The organism is Carnobacterium sp. CS13, from assembly GCF_016653495.1.
Classification (GTDB): domain Bacteria; phylum Bacillota; class Bacilli; order Lactobacillales; family Carnobacteriaceae; genus Carnobacterium_A; species Carnobacterium_A antarcticum.
In genome coordinates this window covers 628,321-653,695 of the sequence record NZ_CP067364.1, presented here as the reverse complement: position 1 = coordinate 653,695, position 25,375 = coordinate 628,321, and the positions used below count along the sequence as shown (strand labels likewise).

The 25,375-nt window shown below is 37.6% G+C and carries 23 protein-coding genes and 1 pseudogene; 8 read left to right on the top strand and 16 right to left on the bottom strand.

Annotated features, from left to right (window positions below):
• Positions 1–315: 315 nt before the first annotated feature.
• Positions 316–3,435 carry a transglycosylase domain-containing protein gene (locus tag JHE06_RS03180; protein ID WP_236253543.1) on the top strand — a complete coding sequence of 1,040 codons (3,120 nt, stop codon included), beginning with the start codon at positions 316–318 and terminating at the stop codon, positions 3,433–3,435.
• Positions 3,436–3,500: 65 nt separating this feature from the next.
• Here JHE06_RS03180 and ccpA read toward each other — a convergent pair whose 3' ends face one another.
• A complete protein-coding gene (ccpA, locus tag JHE06_RS03175; protein WP_058920088.1) occupies positions 3,501–4,505 on the bottom strand; it encodes a catabolite control protein A in 1,005 nt (334 codons plus the stop codon).
• Between the two features lie 229 nt (positions 4,506–4,734).
• Here ccpA and JHE06_RS03170 point away from each other — a divergent pair, with 229 nt between their 5' ends.
• Complete coding sequence (locus JHE06_RS03170; RefSeq protein ID WP_201089457.1) at positions 4,735–5,832, top strand: M24 family metallopeptidase; 1,098 nt, start codon at positions 4,735–4,737, stop codon at positions 5,830–5,832.
• Positions 5,833–5,889: 57 nt separating this feature from the next.
• Here JHE06_RS03170 and JHE06_RS03165 read toward each other — a convergent pair whose 3' ends face one another.
• Together JHE06_RS03165 and JHE06_RS03160 are read right to left on the bottom strand one after the other, a co-directional pair.
• Complete coding sequence (locus JHE06_RS03165) at positions 5,890–6,693, bottom strand: YtxH domain-containing protein (RefSeq protein ID WP_201089455.1); 804 nt, start codon at positions 6,691–6,693, stop codon at positions 5,890–5,892.
• Positions 6,694–6,763: 70 nt separating this feature from the next.
• Entirely contained in the window at positions 6,764–7,195 is a 432-nt protein-coding gene (locus JHE06_RS03160; protein WP_058920085.1) for a DUF948 domain-containing protein, read from the bottom strand.
• A gap of 351 nt (positions 7,196–7,546) precedes the next feature.
• On the opposite strand from JHE06_RS03160, the gene JHE06_RS03155 reads away from it, so the two are divergent.
• The 3 genes from JHE06_RS03155 to JHE06_RS03145 all read left to right on the top strand — a co-directional run bounded on the left by JHE06_RS03155 (position 7,547) and on the right by JHE06_RS03145 (position 10,938).
• Entirely contained in the window at positions 7,547–8,443 is an 897-nt protein-coding gene (locus JHE06_RS03155) for a mechanosensitive ion channel family protein (protein WP_236253542.1), read from the top strand.
• A gap of 208 nt (positions 8,444–8,651) precedes the next feature.
• Entirely contained in the window at positions 8,652–9,803 is a 1,152-nt protein-coding gene (locus tag JHE06_RS03150) for an MGDG synthase family glycosyltransferase (protein WP_201089453.1), read from the top strand.
• The gene (locus JHE06_RS03145) at positions 9,790–10,938 is read left to right on the top strand and encodes an MFS transporter (RefSeq protein WP_236253541.1); all 1,149 of its coding nucleotides are present in this window, start codon (positions 9,790–9,792) and stop codon (positions 10,936–10,938) included. Before JHE06_RS03150 ends, JHE06_RS03145 begins: the two co-directional genes overlap by 14 nt.
• Positions 10,939–10,998: 60 nt before the next feature.
• On the opposite strand, the gene cbpB is transcribed toward JHE06_RS03145, so the two are convergent.
• The 4 genes from cbpB to racE all read right to left on the bottom strand — a co-directional run bounded on the left by cbpB (position 10,999) and on the right by racE (position 14,361).
• Positions 10,999–11,475, bottom strand: a complete 477-nt coding sequence (gene cbpB, locus JHE06_RS03140; RefSeq protein ID WP_058920082.1) for a cyclic-di-AMP-binding protein CbpB — start codon at positions 11,473–11,475, stop codon at positions 10,999–11,001.
• A gap of 149 nt (positions 11,476–11,624) precedes the next feature.
• Positions 11,625–12,140, bottom strand: a complete 516-nt coding sequence (locus tag JHE06_RS03135) for a metallophosphoesterase (protein ID WP_201089451.1) — start codon at positions 12,138–12,140, stop codon at positions 11,625–11,627.
• A gap of 23 nt (positions 12,141–12,163) precedes the next feature.
• Positions 12,164–13,525: a ribonuclease PH gene (rph, locus tag JHE06_RS03130; protein WP_201089449.1), complete on the bottom strand. Its 1,362-nt coding sequence runs from the start codon at positions 13,523–13,525 to the stop codon at positions 12,164–12,166.
• A gap of 26 nt (positions 13,526–13,551) precedes the next feature.
• Complete coding sequence (racE, locus tag JHE06_RS03125) at positions 13,552–14,361, bottom strand: glutamate racemase (RefSeq protein ID WP_058920079.1); 810 nt, start codon at positions 14,359–14,361, stop codon at positions 13,552–13,554.
• 211 nt (positions 14,362–14,572) lie between these two features.
• On the opposite strand from racE, the gene JHE06_RS03120 reads away from it, so the two are divergent.
• Positions 14,573–15,319 carry a YslB family protein gene (locus JHE06_RS03120; RefSeq protein ID WP_201089447.1) on the top strand — a complete coding sequence of 249 codons (747 nt, stop codon included), beginning with the start codon at positions 14,573–14,575 and terminating at the stop codon, positions 15,317–15,319.
• 64 nt (positions 15,320–15,383) lie between these two features.
• Here the strand turns inward: JHE06_RS03120 and JHE06_RS03115 are convergent, their stop codons facing one another.
• From JHE06_RS03115 to JHE06_RS03110, 3 genes and pseudogenes are all read right to left on the bottom strand, one after another.
• Positions 15,384–16,643, bottom strand: a complete 1,260-nt coding sequence (locus tag JHE06_RS03115; RefSeq protein WP_201089444.1) for an ABC transporter permease — start codon at positions 16,641–16,643, stop codon at positions 15,384–15,386.
• Positions 16,636–16,845: an ATP-binding protein DrrA1-3 family domain-containing protein gene (locus tag JHE06_RS12385; protein WP_442861673.1), complete on the bottom strand. Its 210-nt coding sequence runs from the start codon at positions 16,843–16,845 to the stop codon at positions 16,636–16,638. Before JHE06_RS12385 ends, JHE06_RS03115 begins: the two co-directional genes overlap by 8 nt.
• Positions 16,846–16,847: 2 nt before the next feature.
• Positions 16,848–17,535, bottom strand: a pseudogene (locus tag JHE06_RS03110) (ABC transporter ATP-binding protein); the annotation flags it as partial.
• Between the two features lie 211 nt (positions 17,536–17,746).
• On the opposite strand from JHE06_RS03110, the gene JHE06_RS03105 reads away from it, so the two are divergent.
• Positions 17,747–18,457 carry a Bax inhibitor-1/YccA family protein gene (locus JHE06_RS03105; RefSeq protein ID WP_201089440.1) on the top strand — a complete coding sequence of 237 codons (711 nt, stop codon included), beginning with the start codon at positions 17,747–17,749 and terminating at the stop codon, positions 18,455–18,457.
• A gap of 336 nt (positions 18,458–18,793) precedes the next feature.
• On the opposite strand, the gene JHE06_RS03100 is transcribed toward JHE06_RS03105, so the two are convergent.
• The 3 genes from JHE06_RS03100 to JHE06_RS03090 all read right to left on the bottom strand — a co-directional run bounded on the left by JHE06_RS03100 (position 18,794) and on the right by JHE06_RS03090 (position 20,623).
• Complete coding sequence (locus JHE06_RS03100) at positions 18,794–19,246, bottom strand: PH domain-containing protein (protein ID WP_058920075.1); 453 nt, start codon at positions 19,244–19,246, stop codon at positions 18,794–18,796.
• 18 nt (positions 19,247–19,264) lie between these two features.
• Positions 19,265–19,984 (bottom strand): alpha/beta fold hydrolase, encoded by a 720-nt coding sequence (locus JHE06_RS03095; RefSeq protein WP_058920074.1) that lies wholly within the window; start codon positions 19,982–19,984, stop codon positions 19,265–19,267.
• A 378-nt stretch (positions 19,985–20,362) separates the two neighbouring features.
• Positions 20,363–20,623, bottom strand: coding sequence for a hypothetical protein (locus JHE06_RS03090; protein WP_058920073.1), 261 nt, complete (start codon positions 20,621–20,623; stop codon positions 20,363–20,365).
• A 380-nt stretch (positions 20,624–21,003) separates the two neighbouring features.
• Here JHE06_RS03090 and JHE06_RS03085 point away from each other — a divergent pair, with 380 nt between their 5' ends.
• A complete protein-coding gene (locus JHE06_RS03085; protein WP_201089438.1) occupies positions 21,004–21,903 on the top strand; it encodes a helix-turn-helix domain-containing protein in 900 nt (299 codons plus the stop codon).
• A gap of 19 nt (positions 21,904–21,922) precedes the next feature.
• Here the strand turns inward: JHE06_RS03085 and trxA are convergent, their stop codons facing one another.
• The 3 genes from trxA to JHE06_RS03070 all read right to left on the bottom strand — a co-directional run bounded on the left by trxA (position 21,923) and on the right by JHE06_RS03070 (position 25,372).
• A complete protein-coding gene (gene trxA, locus JHE06_RS03080) occupies positions 21,923–22,234 on the bottom strand; it encodes a thioredoxin (protein ID WP_058920071.1) in 312 nt (103 codons plus the stop codon).
• Positions 22,235–22,329: 95 nt separating this feature from the next.
• Positions 22,330–24,699 (bottom strand): endonuclease MutS2, encoded by a 2,370-nt coding sequence (locus JHE06_RS03075; RefSeq protein WP_058920070.1) that lies wholly within the window; start codon positions 24,697–24,699, stop codon positions 22,330–22,332.
• A gap of 124 nt (positions 24,700–24,823) precedes the next feature.
• A complete protein-coding gene (locus tag JHE06_RS03070; protein WP_058920069.1) occupies positions 24,824–25,372 on the bottom strand; it encodes a CvpA family protein in 549 nt (182 codons plus the stop codon).
• Between the last annotated feature and the right edge of the window lie 3 nt (positions 25,373–25,375).

The following is a 25,375-nucleotide window of genomic DNA, read 5'->3' as shown; positions in this document are numbered from 1 at the left end:
CTAAAGAAATAATTATTCAATTGGAGGTGGATTTTTGGTTGACAATTCATAATGAATCCCTCACAATCTGCATTTGATGTGTTTAAGTATAGAAAATAACTTTCACTTTGTCAATTGTTTTATTAAAAAATATTAATCTGACTGTTACTTAATCTTTACTTACACAGCTTTAAGCAAGGTCTTTCATTGCGTTTTCTATTTTTAATGGTGCTTTTTTTGCTATTCCTTTTTTTCAAAAGTTAGGTTTTTTTATGACTTTTTGATATAATCAACAGAGTAACTTTGTTTAAATTATGAATATGAGGTGAACTTAATTTGAAAGAACCAAAAAGGAGTACCACTTCTTTGCTCTTAGAAAAAGTTAAAACTTTTTTCATTGATGCTAAACAAGCCGCTAAGAAGAAGTGGGTTGCTTTCAAACAAAAACAAGCTGCTAAAAAAGAGACAACTGATAAAAATTCGTCTCAACCATCAAATGCAGCAGAACCGTCAGTTGATTCTGCTTATCGCAGCAAGCCAAAAACACACCAAACCGAACCAGAAACACTTGATGATAAATTCATCGCATTTTTATTAGCGATCAAAGGATGGGTTGTAATGAAATGGCGAGCTCTGAAGAAAAAATTCGGCAAAAAAACTTCTAAAGGAAAACACCGGCAAACTAAAGATGAAAAGAATCCAACATCTTCTGAAAATTCTTTATTTTTTGGATTTAATGTAGGGTACACTGTTTTCAAAAACCTTTTTATCACACTTATTGTCGTTATCTTGATGGGTGTGGCCTTCGGAGGCGGAGCTGGACTAGGTTACTTTGCTTATCTCGTTTCTAATGATGAGCCCCCTACTTATGAAGAAATGAAAGCTGATATCGAAAATCTCGAAACCACTTCATCTGCTTATTATGCCGGAGGAGAATTGATCAGCGATTTAAAAACGGACTTAAAAAGAATAAAAATCCCATTAGCGGATATGTCTCCTCTAATTCAAAATGCCATTATTGCTACTGAAGATGAATACTTTTATGACCATGAAGGAGTTGTTCCAAAAGCTGTTGTTCGTGCGTTAGCTCAAGAAGTCAGCGGAGCTACTAATGTTTCTGGAGGTTCAACACTTACTCAGCAACTCGTAAAACAACAAATCCTAACAAATGAAGTTTCATTTAAACGAAAAGCAAATGAAATTTTACTTGCTTTCCGACTTGAAAATTACTTTTCAAAAGATGAAATTTTAGAAGCCTATTTAAACGTTTCCCCATTTGGACGTAATAATCATGGTGAAAATATTGCTGGGCTTCAAGAAGCTACATCCGGTATCTTCGGTGTTGCTCCAAATGAAGTCAGTTTACCGCAAGCTGCTTTTATAGCTGGGCTGCCTCAGAATCCGATCGTCTATAGTCCTTATACCCAATATGGAGAAATTAAAGAGGATTTAACAACGGGTATGGCACGTAAAGACGAGGTTTTGTTCAGAATGTACCGTGAAGGCTATATCAGCGAAGATGAATACAATGAAGCAAAAAATTACGACTTAGCACAAGATTTTATCCAACAAGATACTTCAACTCAGCAAAAAAATTCTTATCTTTATGACAAAGTTGAAAAAGAAGCACGGAAAATCATTATGGAAAAACTGTACACTGCTGACAAATTGACGGCTTCTGACTTAGCCGCAGATAAAAGTTTGTATGATGAATATTACGAAAAAGCCGATCAAGAAATACGAATGAAAGGTTTTAAAATTAACACGACGATCGATAAGCCCGTTTATGAGGCTATGCAAAATGTCGTAACAAATAATGCTGGCAATTTAGGTTACCAAAAAGAAGTTGAATGGACAAACCCAGATACAGGAGAAGTTGTGACCATTATCGAACCGGTCCAAAACGGCAGTGTTCTAATGAATAACGCTACTGGTGCTATCCTTTCCTTTATTGGAGGAGTAGATTTTGAGGTCTCACAAGTCAATCACGCCTTTGACACTCAACGTTCTCCTGGTTCAACGATTAAACCTTTATTGGTGTATGCACCTGCACTTGAAAACGGCACGATCACACCAGCAACCATTGTACCGCAAACAACATTAGTGGTACCTGATGGAGTTAATGGAACTCATGAGATCACCAATGATGGCGGCAGCGTGCCGAATACATGGATCAGTTCCAGAGAAGGGTTGGCTAAGTCTAGTAACCTTGTAACCAGCAGAATCTATCTAGAGATGCAAAAATCATTTGTGCCTGGAGAATACTTGCCTAAGATGGGTATCGGAACCGATTCGATTTCTGAAGAAGAATACGCTAACCCGTCATTAGCTATTGGTGGTACTGAACATGGTGCAACTGTTTTAGAACAAACCAACGCTTTTGCGACATTAGCTAATAATGGTACCCATACTGAAAGTTATATGATCGAATCCATTGAAAATTCAGCTGGAGATGTCATTTATCAACACGAAACTAAATCAAATCAGGTTTTCTCTCCCCAAACCGCATACCTGACAATTGATATGATGCGTGATGTTTTGGATGCTGGAACAGCGACCGAAGTTAAAGGTCAATTAAACTTCAGTGCTGACTTAGCTGGGAAGACCGGAACTTCTGAAGAACAAAAAGACATCTGGTTTATCGCGAGTACTCCCGAAGTTACTTTGAGTTCTTGGATAGGTTACGATAATTCAATTGAAGGCGTCACAAACTATTTGAACGAATACTCAGGTGTTGGGAGTGCTGGCAGGCGTAACCGGGCTTTCTGGTCACAGTTGGCTAATGCTATCAATAGTGCTAACCCTTCTATCATGGGCGCAAACAAATCTTTCCAACAACCAGAAGGCATTGTTTCGACTACGGTCAATGACAAAACAGGTATGAAAGCCGGCAAAGTAAAATTAGGCAATGGAAAGGAAACTACTGTCTCTGGTGAAACGAAAACTGAGATTTTTAACAGCAAGTACCTTCCTGGAACAACCACTTACAATTTTGCAATTGGCGCAAATGCAAAAGAATTACAAGATTATTGGGGAGGCCTAGCGAGCTCAGAGGCAAAAGCAAAGATGGAACAAAAAGGTAAAGCCGATGCGAAAGCTAAGGCAGAATCCGAAAAAGCGAAAGCTGATGCAGATGCTAAAGCCAAAGCAGAATCTGAAAAAGTGAAAGCCGATGCAGATGCCAAAACCAAAGCAGAGTCCGAAAAAGCAAAAGCTGATGCAGATGCTAAAGCCAAAGCAGAATCTGAAAAAGCAAAAGCCGATGCAGATGCCAAAGCAAAGGCTGAATCTGAAAAAGCGAAAGCCGATGCAGATGCTAAAGCCAAAGCAGAATCTGAAAAAGCGAAAGCCGATGCAGACGCCAAAGCCAAAGCAGAATCTGAAAAAGCAAAAGCCGATGCGGATGCCAAAGCAAAAGCTGAGTCTGAAAAAGCGAAAAAAAATTCTACTCCTTGATACTCTTGGAAATAAAAATCCCGACTAAGAAGAATGTATCTTCTTAGCCGGGATTTTTTGATTTTTTATTTAGTTGTTCCTCTGTTCGCAACGTTATGCGGTAAGATAATCGTTTTTTCATCTACTTCTTCTTTGTTCATTAATTTTGTTAACAACCGCATTGAAACGGCTCCGATATCGTATAAAGGTTGAGTAATGGTACTCATTTTAGGTCTAACCATTTCAGTTAATTTTGAATTGTTTGCAGTAACCAATTCAAATTCTTCTGGAACGCGAACGTCGTGATCTAATGCTCCATTTAAAACTCCAACAGCTAGTTCATCGTCTCCTACAAAGACAGCCGTTGCACTTGCTTCAGCTAATTTGCTGTAAATTTCTTCTCCAGCAGAAAAAGTGTATTCTGTTTCAAAAATCAAGCTTTCATCAAATGTAATTCCTGCGTCTGCTAAAGCTTTTTTATAGCCTTTCATTCGGTAAATGCTGTTGATCGGCTCTTCTGTTTGCGAACCAGAAACAAAAGCAATGCGTTGATGTCCTTTAGCAACCAACTCAGAAACAACCTGTTCTGTTGCTGCTTCATAATCAATGTTAACACTGCCCACTTGCTCATCTGGATCAACTGTTCCTGCCAGCACTACTGGAATTTTAGAACGCGAAAACTCTGCACGTAATTCATCCGTAATTTTATGCCCCATGTAAATTAATCCATCTACTTGTTTCGCTAATAATGTATTCAATACATTCACTTCTTTTTGATCATTTTGATCCGAGTTTGCTAAAATGATGTTGTATTTATACATTGTTGCGATGTCGTCTATTCCTCTTGCTAATGAAGAAAAGTATAAGTTGGTCACATCAGGAATAATCACGCCGACAGTCGTTGTTTTTTTGCTTGCTAATCCCCGAGCAATCGCATTAGGCCGGTAATCTAAACGGTCAATAACTTCTAAGACTTTTTTTCTGGTTGTTGGTTTGACATTCGGATTGCCATTTACAACCCGTGAGACTGTTGCCATAGATACATTTGCTTCTCTTGCTACATCGTATATTGTAATTGTTTGTTTTTCCATATATTTAATCCCCTTTAATTTTCGGATTTTATTGATACAATTTCATTCTTATACAATTTATCAAATTTCCGCAAATAATGCAAGCGTTTTAATTCCGTTTTCATGAAAATTTCATAATCTGTTTCATTAGTCTGAATTCTTAACTTAAAATTTATCCTTCACAGCAAGAAGACTAATGGTACAATTAAGATATCTAAACAAAATTTTTTTATAGAAAGTAGGAATAGTTATGAATAAACGGTTGTCAGAATTACAACAGTGGTTAAGAGAAACAGGTACAGATTGTCTGTTTATCAATGATCCAGGAAATGTAGTCTATTTCAGTGGCTTTGAAAGCGAACCTCATGAGAGAATTTTAGGACTCGTCCTCTTTCCTTTTGCTGATCCATTTTTGTTTACTCCTTCCTTAGAAATGGAAGATGCTAAAAAAGGCAGTTGGCCTTTTGATGTGATCAGTTATTTGGATAATGAAGATCCTTGGGCGATCATAACCAATGAAATGAATCAACGGGCCGCACAATTGAAGCAATTAGCTATTGAAAAAGATTTCTTAACGGTAATGCGTCATGAAAAATTAGCACAATCCTTAGAAATCAGCCAGTTTATTGATGCTACTCCTAAGATTCAAGAAATGAAACTAATTAAAAGCTCAGATGAAATCGAACGAATGAAAGAAGCAGGAAAATGGGCTGATACAGCTTTGACCATTGGATTTAACGCAATTAAAGAAGATGTCTCCGAACAAGAAATCGTAGCAGAAATTGAATACCAATTAAAAAAACAAGGTATCAAAGAAATGAGTTTTGAAACAATGGTTTTGGCAGGAGATAATGCAGCCAGTCCTCATGGCACTTCAGGTTCTCGCAAAATAAAAAAAGATGAGTTTGTCTTATTTGATCTCGGTGTAGTACATAATGGATACACCAGTGATGTAACACGCACAATAGCCTTTGGAACTCCTTCTCAAAAAGCGCAAGAAATATATGCTCTTGTCCTTGAAGCTCATCACGCAGCTATTGCCGCAGTAAAACCTGGCGTAACTGCTGGAGAACTTGATGCGATCGCTCGAAACATTATTTCTGAAGGAGGATACGGTCCTTACTTCACTCATCGCTTAGGTCATGGGTTAGGCAGCAGCGTCCATGAATATCCTTCCATTATGCAAGGCAGCAACTTGGTGATCCAAGAAGGAATGTGCTTCTCAATTGAACCGGGTATTTATGTTCCAGATATTGCCGGAGTTCGCATTGAGGATTGTTTATATGTAACCAAAGACGGCTGCGAAGTTTTTACACACACTCCTACTGCTTATACTTCGATTCTCTAAAACAAGAAACAAAATCCCAGGAAGCAGAGCTCCCTGGGATTTTTAGTCTACATACCTTTAGATTCCAACATTTGTGTTGGTAGATTTACGATCTTTTGGATCAGAATCTTCTTTGCGTTGTTCTGTTCCAGTATTAACTGATGATAATTTTTCATCTTCAGCTGCTTTCTTTTGATCGTACGTGTAGTCCATTGTGTTTCTTTCAACTTCTTCTTTTAATGAATCAGAATCTAATTTCAATCCTTTTGTAAACTGTTGGCTATCATTTTTTGCTTCAGCTGATTTTTTCTTAGCATCTTCTGTTGCCTCTTCCGCTGTTCCTTTAGCGTCTGCTGCTGCGTCTTTTGCAGTATCTTGAGCATCTTCAGCTGCATCTTTGGCTGTTTCTTTGACTTCTGCAGAAGCGTCTTTAACTTTTTCTTTAGTATCAGCTGCGATATCAGTTGCTTTATCTTTTGCATCACCCATCGTTGAGCTGAGGTTTTCTTTTGTTTCGGAAGCTGTATAGCTTAAATCTGATTTCACTTTTTCTGTACTGTCCATTACTTCAGAACGAATATTTTTTAAGTCTTCTCCTACTTCTTTTGAAGTATGGCTTAATTGTTCTTTCATTTGTGATGCTGTATCTTTTAGGTTGATTTTAATGTCTTCTGTTGCATCTTTAGCTACATCTTTAATTTCTGTTCCTTTTTCTTTGGCAATATCTGTGTAATCTTTAGCGTTGTCTTTAGCCATTGAAGCTTGATGTGCTAAATCATCACGTAATTCTTTGCCGGACTTAGGAGCAAATAACAATGCTGCGATACTAGCTGTTGCTGCCCCGATAAGAGTTCCTAATAAAAAACCATTTTTCTTTGCCATAATTAATTTCCCCTCTTCTGTATGATTATATCGTGTCTTCTTTTCTGCTTTTACATGACGTTAATTAAATTTATGCTTCTTTTTTAGTTTTACGTTTCCGGTTTAGATTTAAAGCTGTTTTACCAACTTTTGTAACCATTCCGGTTTGTACTGTTTTTTTCGTAGTTCCTGAAACATGTCCTGCTAAGTTCCGTGTTGAGGAATTTAAACTTGATACTGAAACGCCTAAATCTCCAATTGCTTGGAATAGTGGATCGGTTTTACCCAATTTCCCATTCACATCGTCTAACGTCGCATTGGATTTATTTAAGAGACCTTCAACCTCGATCAAAAGACTATCAGCATCCTTAGTGATTACTTCGATGCTGGTATTCGCTTCCTTAATCGTTTTTGACACCTCTTCGATTACTTTTGAAACTTTTAATAATACTACAATTAGAAAAACGACTAATGCAGCAAATGCTATTGCAGCGATTAACGCTGCTATTTCTCCACCTGTCATCTTAATTCCTCACTTCCTCCAATATACTGGTTTTTTCATTTCCTATAACTTTTAAGAAAAACAAACGCTCATTTTATTAAATGAACCAATAAAAAAAGGCTATCTTTCCGGCAAGCAATAGTAAATCTTACTTCATGTTTAGAATACCATTAAAATTTTACCACTTCAAATAATATGATACCGATTTCTAGAAATTCCTTCTCTTTCGCTCTTTTCTGTTTTAAATAAAATTGTCATTACGCGAATAGGTTGTAAAAAAAGGCTTCTGTTTGTTTTCCTTTCTTTTATTAATTTGGTATGATTAAGAATAGCAGCTTCATGTTGCAAATTGTTAACTAAAGGAGTTTTTTTTTGAATAACCAAATGGACAGTTCGGTTACTACAGAAGTAGTAGAATCCGTTACCCAACAAACAAATGTTTTTATGGAATTCTGGCATAACATCAATTGGAATAAAATTTTAGCTTTTGGTGTGTCTAAAGCTCTGCAAATTCTTTTTTTCTTATTGATTTTTTTAGTGATAAAAAAGATAGGGAATGTCTTTATCCAGAAAACATTCCAAAATTACCGTAAAAAGAAACACATCTCTTTAAGCCGGTTAGACACGCTAAATACCCTTACTCACAATCTTTTTAATTCTTTGCTGGGTTTCTTCTTAGCCTATGCCATTTTATCTGCTATAGGTATTCCAGTCGGTACATTGCTTGCTGGTGCCGGAGTTATCGGGTTAGCTTTATCTCTAGGCGCCCAAGGGTTCGTTAGCGACATTGTCAATGGATTTTTCATTCTGCTTGAAAAACAAGTAGATGTAGGCGATGTAGTGGAATTCGATGAAATTTCTGGAACAGTAGTCGATGTTAATTTAAAAACCACAACTGTAAAAAGTTTTGATGGAACATTGAATTTTGTGCCCAATCGTTACATCACTATCGTCAGCAATAAGTCGCGAGAAGATATGCGTGCTCAAATCGATATCCGTCTCTTTCCTGATGCTGATATGGGTTTGGTCAACTCATTGATTGAACAAGTAAATGAACGTTTGGTACCGAAATACCCAGAAATCACACAAGCGCCTAATAATTTAGGTCTGCTCGATATTGGAAATGGGCAATTTGCCGTTCGGATCATCCTTTTTACGCTTAATGGTAGCCAATATGATATTCAAAATACGTTTTTCCAGGAATACCTCTCTGCTCTGACAAAAGAAGGTATCGCTATTCCTGTCACTAATATCAACTTTCCAGACTGAATCTGTCTTGGAGAAAAGCTACGCAACTCAGATTCACTTTAGGGCAAAAGTCGCATAGACTTTTGCGACAAAAAGAAATAAACTTGTTTTGAAGAGTGCTTAGACTTAAACTAAAAATAAATAGCTGATTTGTTTGCTTTCTACTTAATGCACCCCAGTTATAGAGCTTAACAATGAATTAATTTTATTAGGAAAGGAGGAACAAAAAGTGTTAAAACCGCCAAAAGTCCTGCTGTTAACAGGAAGCTACGGTAATGGTCATCTTGAAGTAGCTCATGCTTTGGTCGCTGAATTAAATAAGCGCGGCATAGCCGATATTGTTGTGTCTGATTTATTTTATGAAGCCCACCCTATCTTAACCAGTTTCACTAAACAACTTTACCTTAAAAGCTTTACTAAAGGACAAAGCATCTATGGCTTTTTATATTACAACTCCGATTACCGCATGACTGATTTCCGAATTGACCGAATCATTGACCGTTATGGATATGTTCGAATTAATCAATTGATGAATACGCATGATTTCGATGTCGTCATCAATACTTTCCCCATGCAAGCTTTGCCGATTTACAAACAAAAAAATCAGCACACTGTTCCTTTTGTAAACGTGTTGACCGACTTTTGTTTGCATACACGCTGGGTATCAGATGAAATCAATCATTTTTTCGTTGCTTGTGGTTCTTTAAAAGAAGAACTCTTGGAATTAGGTATTGATGGAAAGAAAATAACCATATCTGGCATTCCGATCAAAGAAGCTTTTTACCAAACTGCTCTTCAACCATTGGACTCTTCCTCGGTCAACCAAAATCAAGCTGCACAGCATGTCTTGATTTCTGCGGGAGCCTTTGGTGTACTTAAAAATCTACCTGCACTCATCAATAAACTAAGTGTTCAAAGCAACCTGATCTTAACTGTTATTTGTGGTAGAAACGAAGAACTTTATCATTCGCTGTCTAGCCAGTATGACGGAGTTCCCACTGTCCGTATCTTAAGTTATGTGAACGATATGGCTGCTCTCATGAAACAGGCTGACGTAATGGTTACCAAGTCTGGCGGCATTTCTCTTTCCGAAGCGCTGGCCCTTCAAGTCCCCTTAGTTTTGACGCCTGCTGTCCCAGGGCAAGAACGCGACAACGCTAACTTATTTGAACAAGAAGGTATGGCTATCACTACTCGTTCAGAAGATGAAATCGTTCCGGCGGTGCTTCAGGTGTTGAAGCAACCTTTCTTGGCCGATCATTTAAAAACGCAAATGAGTCGACATTTTTATCCTTATGCTGCTGCCACTATTGTTGACAGCGTCTTAGACATAATTGAAGAAACAGCTGGTGTAAAGGAGAATAATAATGAAAACAGCTAAATTAGTAATGGATAAAGAGTTTATTTTTCTGCTTCTAGCACTAATGCTAGTTGAGTACGTCCGCGCAGCTTATGTTATTAGTTACTTGCCTGTCCAAGCTGCCGTGAGCAACCAATTTTCTGTGGCTTTTGTTGGTTTAGCTGTCAGTTTGCATTTTATCAGTGATGCTTTTTCTAATTTTCAAATCGGTTTTCTAATGAATCGGTTTGGGGTCAAAAAAGTTGTTTCACTGTCGTTTATCCTATGCACATTGGCTTTGATCAGTGTTCCATTGCTCCAGTTTAATTCTTTTTCTATTCTGATGGCGGCAATTGTGCTTGGTTTCGGAGCTTGTCCGATTTGGATCATCGTTTTAGCACGAGCAAGCAACGGTGCACGTGGTTCGAATATGGGATTGGTTTATTTTTGCTGGTTGGTTGGAATCGCTGGCGGAGTCATTTTGATGAATTACTTAATGGACATCCATTTGCTCTTTGCTTATTGGCTATTGCCTGTCTTGATGTTGATCGGTTTTATTTTCTTTAAATTCTCTGGAGAACACCCCAGCCCTAACAAAGAAAATCAATCGTTTAAAGAAGTTTTGCTTCAAGCTGCTGTAGTCTTAAAAAGAAGCCGAAATATATTACCCGGCACATTGATGCAGAGTATTGCAGTAGGGATGATGATTCCTATCCTTCCTACATTTGCTTTACAAGATCTTCAATTTAAATACAGTCAGTATACACTTTTAATTGTGTCCGCTGGTTTGACAGCAGCCGTTTTTATGATTCCTTTAGGCCGCTTGACAGACCATTTTAAGACCAAAGGAATGTTCATCAGCGGGTTTGCTCTTTTTGGAGCTGGCTTGATTCTATTGACAACGACTCTCTCTTTAAACCTTGTTTTTCTTACTGTGATCGCTTTAGCCCTTGCCTATACAACGTATCTTCCATCTTGGAACGCTTATGTAGCGAGCAGTATCCATCATGAAGATCAAAATGTCAGCTGGGGAATCATTTCTTCTTTTCAAGGAGTCGGCACTATGCTAGGACCGATTATTGGCGGTTTGATCGCTACCTTAGGCTCAGGGGTCACGATTTTAATCAGCGGTTTGCTTTTTATCGTTATGGCTCTTTTTTATTTCGTTTTAAAATAAACAACAAAAAGGCAGACCACTTGTTGATTCGTCAACAGGCAGTCTGCCTTTTTGTTGTGTTTAAACACATTCAATTTTTCTTTTAACTTCATATTTATTTTCAAATTCGTGAGCAATTCGGTTTGTTGCTTTAAGAATTTCACTGCGGGTCACAATTCCTGTGAAACTGCCATCGTCACTAGCCACACAAACAAAAGAATAGCGAACCAATAGATGAAGCACTTCTTCAAGTTCATATGGATTATCGATGACGGGAAAATCGGTTTGCATAACCTCTTCAACCCGAATGTCTCCCAGCTTGTCAAAATTAAGGTTTTCAATCCCTGTTATTGCATCAATGATCATCGGCATCGAAATCAACCCTCTTAATTTATATTCTGTATCTAATACTGGAATCACGTTATAGCCTATTTTTGTCAAGACCAGCAAAGCATGATCTAAGCGGTTCGTCATTTGGATATGCGCTACCCGTTCTGCTGGAATCAAAAAACTTTCTTGATTTTCTAGTAACATTTTCGCCATTTCTTTCCCTATCATGTCTATCAGGTTCCTTCCTTATGAGTAATAAACTCCCTATTCATTTTACGCGAAATCATTTAAAATGAATAGTAAAACCTAATCTTTTTAAACTAAAATTAACGCTTGCGTCTTCGAACTAAAAATGCTGTTTTCTAGTCGTTCAGCTTTTATATTCTAGAAAAAGTTTGTTCTAATTCACCTATAGGATGATTTTTACGATCGTAGTAAGTCACTTTGACCGCTTCTTTCGATGCTTCGACAATAGCGTACGTCTTTAAAGGATAAGCCCCACGCGGAAGCAAGATACTGCCTGGGTTTAATAACACCATACCATCGACCATTTCAACACCCAGTTCATGAGTATGACCAAAAAAGGCAAGTTTTGCTTGAGCTTCTTTTGCTGCCGTCAACAGCGTCTGCATTGAGTTCTTTACATCATGCAAATGCCCATGGACCCACAATATCCGTTCGCCGTCTATTTCTTCCACTCGTGAAGGCAGATAAGGTTCATCAAAATCCATATTTCCTTTAACGGACATCATTTCTTCCCACACAGAGTCCGTTGTGGCCAATTCTGAATCGCCACAATGAATCATAGCATCTACTTTTCCTTTGTATCGGTTGATCAATTCAACTAAGATATCTCTATCGCCATGACTATCGCTAACAACAAGAACTTTCATTCTTATCCACCTCATCCATTCCGCTAATTTTTTATCCACTTATCCCATACTTCTTCTAATTTCATTAAAGCGACCGCACGGTGACTCATCTTATTTTTTTCATCTTCTGATAACTCTGCCATTGTCTTTTCTTTGCTGGGCACATAAAATAAGGGGTCATAGCCAAACCCGTTTTTACCGCGGGGAATGCTTAAAATCGTGCCTTCTACTTCGCCTTCAACGACCAAACTTTCTTTTCCAGGAAGTGCTAAAGCCAATGTGCAATGAAACTGAGCTGTTCGTTCTGCCGCAGGTATCCCTGTTAATTCATGCAGCAGTTTGGCATTATTCGCTGCATCACTCTTTGGTTCGCCTGCAAAACGAGCCGAATAAACACCAGGTTGACCATCTAAAGCATCTACTTTCAAACCTGAATCATCTGCTAACACCAACATGTTAAACGTTTCAGCAATCGTTTCAGCTTTTAACAATGCGTTTTCTGCAAACGTGGTACCCGTTTCTTCAACCTCTGGAATCTCTGGGTAATCGCGCATCGTTTTGACTTGCAATCCTTTTTTAGCAAAAAGTGCTTCAAACTCACGAGCTTTCCCAGGGTTATTGGTCGCAATTAAAATAGTATCCGTTGGAATCAAAGGCTCCTGAGGTTCCGCCATTTTAATTTTTTGGTTGGCTTGGATAGCTTGATTCTGTATTTTCACCAATTCATCAATGCCTTTTTCTCCTAAAGCCAGCATTTCAGATAATTGTGTATTGGAAAATGTGGCTTCTTCCCCTGTTCCTTGGATCTCAACAAATTGACCACTAGCGGTCATAACCAGATTCATATCAACGTCCGCAGAACTATCTTCTACATAGTTTAAATCCAAAATGGCTTCTCCTGCTTTAGATATTCCCACACTGATAGCTGCAATATTTTCTTTAATAGGATCTTCAACAAGCTGTCCGCTCTCTAACAGCGTTTGTACGGCCAATTTAAGCGCTACAAAAGCCCCTGTAATGCTCGCTGTTCTAGTTCCTCCATCAGCTTGGATAACGTCACAATCGACTGTGATCGAGCGTTCTCCTAATTTTTCTAAATCTACGACTGAACGCAAGGAACGTGCAATCAATCGCTGTATCTCCATTGTCCGTCCCGTCAATTTACCTTTAGCGGCTTCGCGAATGGTACGTGTGTTGGTTGCTCTGGGCAACATACTGTATTCTGCATGTACCCATCCACGACCTTGTCCGCGCATAAAAGGCGGAACTTTCGTTTCAATTGTTGCATTGCAAATCACTTTTGTATCGCCAAAAGAAACCAATACGGAACCTTCAGGATGTTTCAAATAATTTGTTTCTATGGTAACCAAACGAAGTTCATCGTTTTTTCGTTCATCTATTCGCATGTTTCTCCTCTATTCCCAGTACGGTTTTACCGTCCCAATGTGATGTGTTCTACCGTTATTTTTTCCATGTCCAACCACTCTGAAGCAATTTCATGAAACATTTGCGTAGAGCCTGTTGTATAAAAGTTATGTTCTATATGTGTTCTACTCTTACTATCATCTGCCAAATCAAAATAATCTAGAATCGTGCTCACTTCACTAACCGTCTCAGCCCCTGAATCGATCAACGTTACCGAATCCCCCATAACGTTTTGGATAATCGGCCGCAGTAAAGGATAATGTGTGCAGCCCAAAATAAGAGTATCCAAATTGTCTTTCTTTAAAGGCCGCAATGTTTCAGCTACGATTTTTTTAGCAATGGCGCTATTGTATTCATTACTTTCAACGATTGGAACAAACTTAGGACAAGCTAAACTCGTGACAATTGCTTTAGTATCTTTTGAATGGATCATTTTTTTGTATTGATCGCTTTTAACCGTCCCTGCTGTTCCAATCACACCAATTCGATTATTTTTGGTCGCTTTGATGGAGGCCCGACTTCCTGGCAAAATCACACCGATTACAGGAATAGCTAATTTCTTTTTGATATCTTCTAAAGCAGCAGCTGTCGCTGTATTGCAGGCAATGACTAACATTTTGATGTCTTTATCCAGTAAAAAATGAGTCATTTCCCAGGTAAACTTACGTACTTGTTCTTCAGGTCTAGGACCATAGGGGCATCTGGCTGTGTCGCCGACATAATAAATGGACTCGTTCGGCAATTGACGCATTGCTTCTTTGACTACCGTTAGACCCCCTACACCAGAATCAATAAAACCTATCGCTTGTTTTTTCATCTCTAACAACCTTTATGTGAAATCATTTTTTTCTTACCTCTATCTTCCCTTTTTTTCAAGAAAAATTCAAGCGCAATAGAAAAATACTTATTGTTTCTTCGCTTCTTCTACTATTTAGGTACCTCCATATTAAAGCTTGTAAAAAAGATAGGCTTCTTTCGGATTCCACGTTATAATAGAATCAGAAGATTAATGAGGTGAATAGAGAACAATGAAAGATCAAAAAACAACTATCGACTTAAATGAATTACACGGAACTGTTCCATTATTTGGTTATGCTTTAATCCGTGACGCTCTTATTCCAAACTTATTAGGCAAAGAGACCAATGAAATGTTGTATTGGGCAGGTAAAGAACTCGCCAGACAATATCCGTTGAGCAGTTTTCAAGACAACGTCCTTTTTTTTGAAAAGACTGGTTTCGGAACTTTATCTTTAATGAATCAACGGAAGAATACAACACTTTATAGTCTTTCTGGTGCTATTGTCACAGAACGCTTAACGGCTGTTTCACAACCTAGTTTTAATTTAGAAGCCGGTTTTTTAGCTGAGCAAGTCCAGCAGCAAGAAGGCCTTTATACAGAAGCTATCTATGAAGTGAATGTGAAAAAGAAAGAAGTGATCCTCACTCTTCAATGGGATACAAAAGACCGCGTTTCAATTACAGAATCAATAAATCCGTTCATTATCAGTGAAGCAGAAAACAAACCAGCAGAAATGGTGGATTCAGTTTTAGCTGGTGTTGCTGATAGTAATGAAAAGAAAGAAAGTACGCTTGAGAAAATGGATAAAGAATTTGCTGAACCGATTGCTGAGGCCATTGATGAAACACTGGAAGAACTGTTAGACGAGAACGGCGAATCAGACTCTCACCCAGCAGAAGACACAGAGTTCACCGCTGAAGAGTCCTCTGTATTTGAACATTTCCCTACTCGTTCTTCAAAGCATAAAAAAATATAAAAAAACTCTCAACTCCGTCTTTCCCTAAGAAAAGATGAGGTTGAGAGTTTTTTGTAACCTTCATTTACACATTTTTTTCGCTGCGCATGATTTTCCAAGAAGCCTTCATCGTCTTGAACATACCAGCATCTGAATAAACCAACACATTTGAACGGTAAAGCATCAGTGATAAATAAGTACACAATACAGTAAATACCACCATCAACCCTATAGCGATCCAATTGCCGCTAGTTGAGACAGTTTCACTGGCCACCCGAAAAGGCATGATCATCGGTGTAAAAAATGGAATGTAAGATCCAATTTTTACAATCATTTGAGTTGGGCTAGCAAAAGCAAACATCCCTCCGTAAAAGCCAATCATCGAAAGAAAAATCAATGGGGTAACGGCTTTATTGACATCTTCAATTTTTGAAACTAATGATCCTAAAAAGGCTGCAATAGCGGCATATAAAATGATTCCTAGAACAAAGTAAATGACTGAATACCCTAGCAATCCTTGCAGTAATACCCCAATATCGATTCCCTTTAAGAGTTCTTGAACAATATCAAAAGATTTTCCAACTTGATAAGCCACCACACCTACAATTGCATAAATAATAACTTGTGTCAGACAGACCAGAAGAATTCCGACTAACTTTCCAAAAAAGTGGACGGAAGAACTTACACTGGACAAAATAATTTCCATAATCCGTGTTCCTTTTTCTGAAGCAATTTCTTGTGCAATGATGCTGGCATAATTAATAATAAAAATAAAAACAGCAATTCCCACCACATAAGCGCTCCACATTTTAATAGATGTGTCCGTATTATTCTGATCTGAAATAACGTCTCCTTCAACCCGTACAACTTGGTCTTCTAACTGAGCAGGAGACATCAACTGCATCACTTCTTCTTGCGACAGCCCTAACTCAAGAGCCGTGCGATTCAATTGAATGCCAGACAATAAAGACTCTAGCGTCGCAGTATCTAACGACTGGTTAGAAGACGTGTGAACATATCGTCCATTGATTGTATTGTTTTCGATCGTTACCTCTAAATAGCCATCCAGCGTATCTTCTCGTATGGCTTTCTCCGCTGCTTCTTTGGTCGTTATTTTTTTATCTATTTCGAACTCTTCTGGTTCATTTTCTAGAATCGTTTTGATTTCTTGATCATCTGTCAATAGTGCAATTTTAGAAGACTCGCTAAAAGATGAGCCAACAAAATAAATGACTAATCCAACAATCGCCAATATCACGATTGGAGATAAAACCATTGATATAAAGCCTACTGACTTTACATTTTTTTTATATACTTCTCCAACGATCACTTTAAATTTATTCATGAAGAGCACCTGCTTTCAATCTGAAGATCTCCTCTAATGTCGGCGGTTGTTGACTGAAAGTGGAGATATAGCCCTCTTTTGTGACGACTCCGAAAATTTCTTTTCCATATTCTGCATCCGATAAATCCAATACAGTTAAGCCATCCTTGGTTTTTTTAAGATGAGTAACTCCAGGCAAGGCTAGTAAATCCTCATCTTTAATCGTTGTTTCTAAGAATAATTTCGTTCGGCCAAACTTCTCACGGATGTCGCGTACACTGCCTTCTAACACCATTTCCCCATTGCGCAGCATAATCAAATTGTCGCAGATTTCTTCGACATTGTTCATATCATGGCTAGAAAAAATGACGCAAGATCCATTTCGTTTCAACTCTTTAATACCTTCTTCTAGTAAACTAGCGTTGACCGGGTCCAAACCACTAAAAGGCTCATCTAAAATCACCAATTTAGGTTGGTGGATCAAAGTAGAAATCAATTGAACTTTTTGCTGATTGCCTTTAGATAAAGATTTAACTTTATCTGTCTTTTTGCCTTTAACTTCAAATTTTTCCATCCACCCATCTATCAAAGGCTGGATTTCTTTTTTTGTTTTTCCTCGTAGCCGAGCAAAATAAATAAGTTGATCTTCAATTGTAACTTTAGGGTATAATCCCCGTTCTTCTGGCAAATATCCTATAATATCATAATCAGACTTTTTCAATGGCTGCCCGTTCCAAAGCACCTCTCCTTGATCTGCCATCAAGAAGTTTAGGATCAAACGAAATGTTGTTGTTTTTCCTGCTCCATTTTGGCCAATCATTCCCATAATTTCACCGTCTCGAATAGTAAAGCTGACACCATCAACAGCCGTTACGGAACCAAAAGTTTTTTTCAAGTTCTTTACTTCCAGCATTTTGTCTCCTCCAATTTGTTCTTATTTCAGATAACAACCTTTTTCTTTTACATTTTAGCATACATCTTTTTGGTTTTGAATTGATAAAGAAAACCCTGTCAGCTTTCAAGGGTTAAAAAGATAACATTTGACGAAAAATTTCTGTTTTTGTATGATGTTTTTAGGCATTCTTTTTTAGTTGGATGCCACAACAAATGAGAAGGAGAATTTTATGTATATTGAAGAAAAAATTGGTGTAAACAGTGGTTTGCCTAGTTTTATGTCAAAAATCTACGCTTGGATGGCAGGAGGTATTTTGCTTAGTGCCTTAACCGTTTATACCATTCTTTATACTTTTACACCGCTCGCTAATGCTTTTTGGTGGTTAATGACCGTCACAAATGGTTGGGCCATCTACGGATTTATTATTTTAGAATTGTTTTTAGTTTTTAGTTTTCGTTTTAATCCAGAAAAAGTACAACCTACTTCTAATTATGCTTTGAAGTTTATTGCCTATTCGTTCGTTAATGGGCTGACACTCGCCATTGTTCTATTAATGTATACGGAAGCCAGTATTTTTAATGCCTTTATTTCAACTTTTGCTCTTTTTGGAGCTATGAGTATTATTGGTTTTATTACTAAAAAAGACCTATCTAAACTAGGTGGGATTTTGTTAAGCATGCTCATTGGATTGATCATTTCTTCTGTGGTCAACTTGTTTTTATTTAGAAGTTCTACGGCTGATTTTGTTCTTTCGATTATTACGGTCCTTATTTTCACAGGGTTAACTGCTTATGACACACAAAAATGCAAAGCCATCTATGCAACATATGGCGGTACAAAATCCATCAATGGTTTGGCAATCGTGTGTGCTCTAGAATTGTATTTAGACTTTATCAACTTATTTTTAGGGCTGTTACGCATTTTTGGCAAACGCAGATAAAAAAGCAAAAAGAAGCGACTAAAAAATCTAGTCGCTTCTTTTTTTATCATTAACGAAATAAACTCACTCTAGTTGATAAATTTTCACTTTGCATCGTTCCTTCCTCCAAAACTTTTATTTCTTCTTTTGATGAATAATAAATTGCGTTTAATTGTCTGATTGATTTTGGTTCTCAAATAATTGAGCTCCCAAGCACATGCGAAATCATTCACGCGACCTTTTACTTATTACTATAGGCATTTTAAAAAAACAGCCAACATGGATTTTATAACTCATTTGTTTTTTCTTTGACAAATAAAAAAGACACTACTGAAAACATTATTCAGCAGCGCCTGGTTAATCGTCTTTTTCTATGGATAGTTCAGGAGTTTTTTGTTGCAATTCAGCTAAAAAGAGAGCTTTGTTCGTTGGCGATATTTTGATGCTGCTTGCTCCATAACGGTAATACAGAATAAGGCCGTCTCTAGAAGACAATACTCGATAACCCGACAATAGATCTGTCATTGTAAACTGGACTGATACTGCTTTCGAAATTTGTTCGTAAGGGATCTTTTTAAAAAAGAAGCCGTTTCGAATAAACAAACATGTTTCGCGGCATTCGTAACTAATAAAAAGAACGCTAGAAACCAACAAACCTCCGGTGATGATGATTAATCCTCCTAAAAATGCTTTTTCTAATGAATCAAGGTTTAAAGTTGTTAACACGACAATTAAAGCAATTAAAATAAGAAAGATGTTGGACGAGAATAGTGCAATTAAAGCTACATCACGTTTAGATTTAAAAACCATTTTTTATTCCCCTTCCATTTAACGAATACTTGGCTCCTGTAAAAACTGGTCTGCTAACTGATTAAATAATTCGTATTCTTCAACCATCAAAAAATGGGTTGCTTTTGGTACAATAACGAGTTGACTAGTTGCAATCAAACGGTGCACCTCGTTCGTATGCTGCCGTTTGATCACATCAAATTCACCCGCTACAATGAGCGTTGGTGCTTGAATCTTTTTTAAATCTGTTTCCTTTAAATCCAATTGGTGAAGCATCAAATCAATCACTTCTTTTCGTCTACGGCTGGCGGGAAATATTTTTCCTAATCCATTAAGATAGCTATATTGCCATTTAACCTGTAGCCAGGCGTTTAGCTTCAATCCGTTGGCTTTAAAATTTGCTCCAATAAGAATCATTTTGTCGACTTTTTCAGGGTAATGACTGGCTAAATAGAGCGCTAAGTTTCCTCCATCGCTAAAGCCTATAACTGAAACGCTCTTAATTTTCAAATAGTTCAAAACTTCTACAATATCCTGTGTCATTTGTTTGAATGTTAATGGACCAGTACCATGATCTGAACGGCCGTGTCCGCGGCTATCCAAAACAATCACTTGATAATGCGAACTAAAGTAAGCCATTTGTTTTTCAAAAATTTCGTGGTTTTCTTCACTGCCGTGCAACAATACTAGTGGTTTTCCTTTCCCAATCGTCTTACAAAATAAATATCCTGCTTCTACGGGGATATACATCGATTTCATGGTTATAACTCCTTTTTTCTACTTTATTACTCTAGAGTCAATTACATGACTAACGGCTCTTCGAGAACTCCGGATGATCATGCCTACAGTATTATTTCCATATTCTATACCTGAAATGAATGGTCCTGTACTTTTCGAGTTTCCAAACTCCATACAGTAGCAGCGATAGACATTTTCCTGCTTCCAGTCTTTTTCTCATCTTATCAAAAAAAAGGCACCTCACACAACTTAAAGTGGTTTTACCTTTTTTAATGTATATACATATCAGGAATAACAATAAAAAACAAAAAAAAGCATTAATCTCTCTCCAAAGATTAATGCTTAAACTCATTTATCTAAACACAGGGGGTGGTTTAGATAAAATTGTTTTTTTATAAGTTAAAAATTTACATTTAAACAGATGTTTCTCAAAATGATCGTTGTTTTGTTTACAATTTTAACAAACGATAACCGCGTGATTCCCATGCTGTTTAAGTCAGTTAAGGAGAGGTTGTGTCTTCTTAATACTCCATCAAGAGGACAATCAAGAACCCCATCTGCATTTTCGATCAAATCTTCCTTAGCTATGGTTAAAATATTTTTCGCATCTTTTCCCTCAATAATATAGGCATATTCTACTTTCGACAGACTGTGGTTCATGATTTCCCCTCCCACTTCTTGATTGTGTTACACTAAATTCATTATTTCATCTTTTCTCTAATAGAAGTTTTCTGATTCAAAATAATTTGCAGCCCCTCCTATTCAACGAATAAGTCCTTTACATGTCACTTGACCTCCAACCAGAAAGTGGTTTGAAAATGGCGCATAAGAAATATCACGGCTTTTTTTAGCCGCCTCCTCCAACAAACCAAAGCACTGGTAAGATTGCCATAAGATTTTTCAACAATTTGATGTAGTTTCTCTTCATGTAATCCCTCCGTTCTTATTTATATTTATAGTATAGCAAATGAAATAGAGTTTAGTATATAATGTGCATATAGTAACATTATTTTTTTCTGACAGAAAGGTAGGGGAAGAAAATGCCAGACAATACAAAACCTTTTGGATATGATTTAAAAAAAATACGCGAAAACAAAGGCTATACTCAAGAAATCGTTGCTCAAAATGCCATGAGCCGATCTACTTATACTCGGTTTGAAACAGAAGCAATCACCACTACCGTCACTAAATATTTAAAAATACTTAATAATTTAGATATGACGCATAAAGAATTTTCTTATATCCGAAACGGTTACCACTTAGATGAAAAAGAAGCTATTTTATATCATTTTAATTCTGTAGCGACTAATTCCGACAATACTCTTTTACAGCAGTTAAAAAAACGTGCAGAAGTTTATCTGTTAGAAAATAACGATCATGTCATCAAAGACATTGTGGAAATTTGTCAGGCCTTATTGACGTTGTCTCAAACTCATGATTTAAAATTAGCTTATACTCATGCTGAAAAAGTTTGGGAACGGCTCTCGAAATTAGATAAATGGTATTTAACCGAATTGCGTCTGCTCAATAATATTTTATTTTTATTTCCTCCTGAGACTTCTCTTTTCATTTCTAAACGAGCTTTGATTGATTTGGATCATTACCGGCATTTTGAAGAAGCCACTAAATTAAAAATGGCTTTTTCGATGAATCTGGTCTACCTATTAATGGAGGATGGGGATTTCACACAGTCTTTGTTCTACGCTGACCCATTGATTGAAGAGAGCAAAAAAGAAACAAAGTATATAATGTTAGCTGTTTTATACGTTCGAAAAGGAATCATTCTAGAAAAACTGGAATCTGAGAAAGATGCACAATTTTTCATTCAAAAAGGTTTTACGATTCTTGAAGCTATCGAGGAATGGAATATCAAGAAAGAATTAGAGCAAGAATTGAACTACTATCTCCATCCAGACAAAAAAAATAAACTGCCGAGATAAAAACCGGCAGTTTTTTTGTTTATTTATATTTAGCAATAACTTCTTCGATTTGTTCTTTGCCGTGATAACCGATTAATTTTTCGACAACTTCGCCGTCTTTTTTAACCAGTAATGTAGGAATACTCATGATTCCGAATGAAGCAGGTACGGTCGGATTTGCGTCAACATCCATTTTCACGATTTTTACTTGATCACCAATCTCTTCATCTAGTTCTTCCAATACAGGAGATTGCATACGACAAGGGCCACACCAAGTTGCCCAGAAGTCTGTAATCGTTAATCCTTCTTTAGTTTCTTCTTCAAAGTTTGTATCTGTTACTACTTGTACCATAATATTTCCTCCTAAAGCTCTAAAGCTTATTAATAGTAAGTTTCGTACTCAATAATTATTATAGCAGAGATTGTTCTCTTTTTCTAACATCTTGCTTAAGATTTGAATTCAACGATCGTGGCTCCGTTTCCACCTTGATTTGCCGGTGCATAACCAAAACTTTTTACGGAACGGTGTTTTTTCAATGCTTCCGTCACTGCTTGTCTGATTGCACCCGTTCCTTTACCATGCACGATGGTAACTTGCGGATAGTTTGCTAACAATGCTGCATCCAAATAACGGTCTAATTCAGCTAAAGCATCTTCATAACGCTCCCCGCGTAAATCTAATTGAGGAGAAACATGACTGTTTGACGATGAACGAACTGAAGCAACCATCCGGCGAGTCGGCTCTTTTTCAGGTGCTGTTAATGTTAAATCACTTTCTTTGATTTTCATTTTCAACATACCCATTTGAACGACCCACTGATGGTTATCCGCTTTTTCTACTAACGTACCTTTTTGTCCAAATGAGGTCACTTGGACATCATCTCCAACTTTGAAAGATTGTTGTTTTTTAGCTTTTTTCAAAACTTTATTTTTAGCTAGTTTTTCTTCATGACGCAAATTAGAGATATTCGTTTTAGCATCAATTAATTCATGCTCTTTTACTCCACCATCATAAGGTAGTTGCAGTTGTTTTTTACGCAAATCCGTTATAATTTGTTCCGCTTCTTCTTGGGTGTCTTCAACCAGTGCGTTGGCTTTTTCACGCGCTTTTTTCAGCAGTTCTTCGCGTTCACTATAAAACTGTTGGACCGCCGTTTGAAGGTCAGCGTGTAATTGTTCCGCTTCGTCTACATAATGGCGTACTTCAAGGTATTCTGTTTCTGCCATTTTCCGACGATTTTCTAAATCCGTGATCATTTCATTTAAATCCTGGCTTTCGGAATCAATCAGTTGGCGTGCCGATTCGATGACATCATTGCCTAAACCTAAGCGTTTAGAGATTTCAAAAGCATTGCTGCGGCCCGGTACACCGATCAATAAACGGTAAGTTGGGCTCAACGTATCGACATTAAATTCCATACTTGCATTAATGGTTGCTGGACGGTTATAGCCGTAAGCTTTCAATTCTGGGTAATGAGAGGTTACCATCACGTAGCTGCCGATAGACCCGATTTTGTCCAGTATGGCTATGGCTAATGCAGCTCCTTCTTGCGGATCTGTTCCAGCTCCGAGTTCATCAAAAATCACCAAACTATTGCTATCGATCCGCTCTAAAACGGAAACAATATTAGTCATATGTGAAGAAAACGTACTTAAGCTTTGTTCAATCGATTGTTCATCACCAATATCTGCAAAAACTTCAGTGAATAATCCCATTTGACTTCCCTCAGCTACTGGCAGTTGCAGTCCTGATTGACCCATCAATTGCAACAAACCTAGCGTTTTCAAGATAATCGTTTTCCCGCCTGTATTTGGTCCGGTAATGATCACGGCTTGATGTTCGCCGCCAATCAAAATATCATTAGCTACTACAGTTTCAGGGTTTAACATCGGGTGACGGGCACTTAACAGCTTCACATCATTAGTTTCACTAATAAGCGGACGTGTCGCTTCAATGCTTTTACCGTAACTCGCTTTAGCTCCGACAAAATCTAACTTGCCTAATAAAAACATATTATTTAAAATCTCATTGCCGTAAGGTGCAATTTCATTCGAAATTTCAGCTAGGATCCGGTCGATTTCTTGACGTTCTTCGATCTGCAATTGACGCAGACGATTATTTAAATCTACTACGACTTGCGGTTCAATAAATAGTGTTTGCCCAGTTGAACTTTGATCGTGGACTACGCCGCCAAATTGTTTACGGTGCTCAGGTTTGACGGGAATAACATACCGATCATTCCTCATCGTAACCACAGCGTCTGTCAAATATTGGGCATTTTTCCCGCGCACCAGACTGTCTAATTTTTCACGAATCGCACTTTCTCCACGCTTGATTCCTGAACGGATCCCTCTTAAAGCCGGGCTGGCGTCATCCAGTACATTACCGTCTTCATCTACTGTTTCTCGAATTTGTTGGTTTAGCGTTGGAGTAGTGATAAAGTTATCGGCTACTTGATATAAGGTATTCAATTCAATGCCCGTTTCGTTCAGTGTCTCAAAAAAACGGCTTACTTCAGAAGTAGTCCGTAAAATCTTGCCGATTTGAGCAACTTCCAATCCGTTTAATGAAGCACCGATCTCCAATCTTTTCAAATGTGGACGAACATTTTGTAATCTTGGAATCGGCATACCTCCGCGCAAACGCAAAATAGTTGCGCCATCTTCTGTTTCATCTTGCCACTTCATTACGTCTTCTATAGAAGTTGATGGTTTTAACTCCATCACTTGTTCTTTTCCTAAATCAGAAGCTGTAAAACCAGCCATCGTTTGAATGATTTTAGTAAATTCAAGCGTTTTGAATATTTTTTTATTCATGTTTCCCACCTCTTTCTTAAAGGTCTTTCTGCTGACTAGAATAGATGGCAAGAAACCGTCCACACATAAAAAATGCAGAACGATTTCTTAAGTGGAACTATTCATTTATTATTGCTGAGAATACTTAAGCGGCAGTCCCGATCCACCAATCGTAAATTTGTTGCGATAATACTGGTGTTTTTTCAACGATCGTACTTGCCAAAGAGCTGTTGCTGAACGCTGTTTGAACGCTGTCCATCGGCAGCATGGTCAATAATACAAGAATCAAAAAGATTCCTACGTAAGTGACCGCAAAAGCTAAAGCAGCACCACCGAGCGTATTTAATTGCTTTAATACAGGTATGAACATTATTGAATTTAACAAGCCGCCGATAAAACGAGTCAACAGCCAGCCAATGAACAAAATCAAGACAAAAGCAATTCCATTATAAAATGCTTGATCTAAATTAAAGCCTATTGTTTGATTGTAAAATAAAAATTGACTGTTTTCAGCTGCTGCCGGATAAGGTATCAATAGTTCCAAGTGTGAACCTAACTCTTTATAATAGCGGCCTGCTACGATATAAGCAGCAACATAGCCTACCGTCATTACAAGTTGCAAAAGCAATCCTCTTCTAGCTCCGCCATATACTCCAATTGCTAAAATCACTATTATTGCTATCGTCATTAACATCTT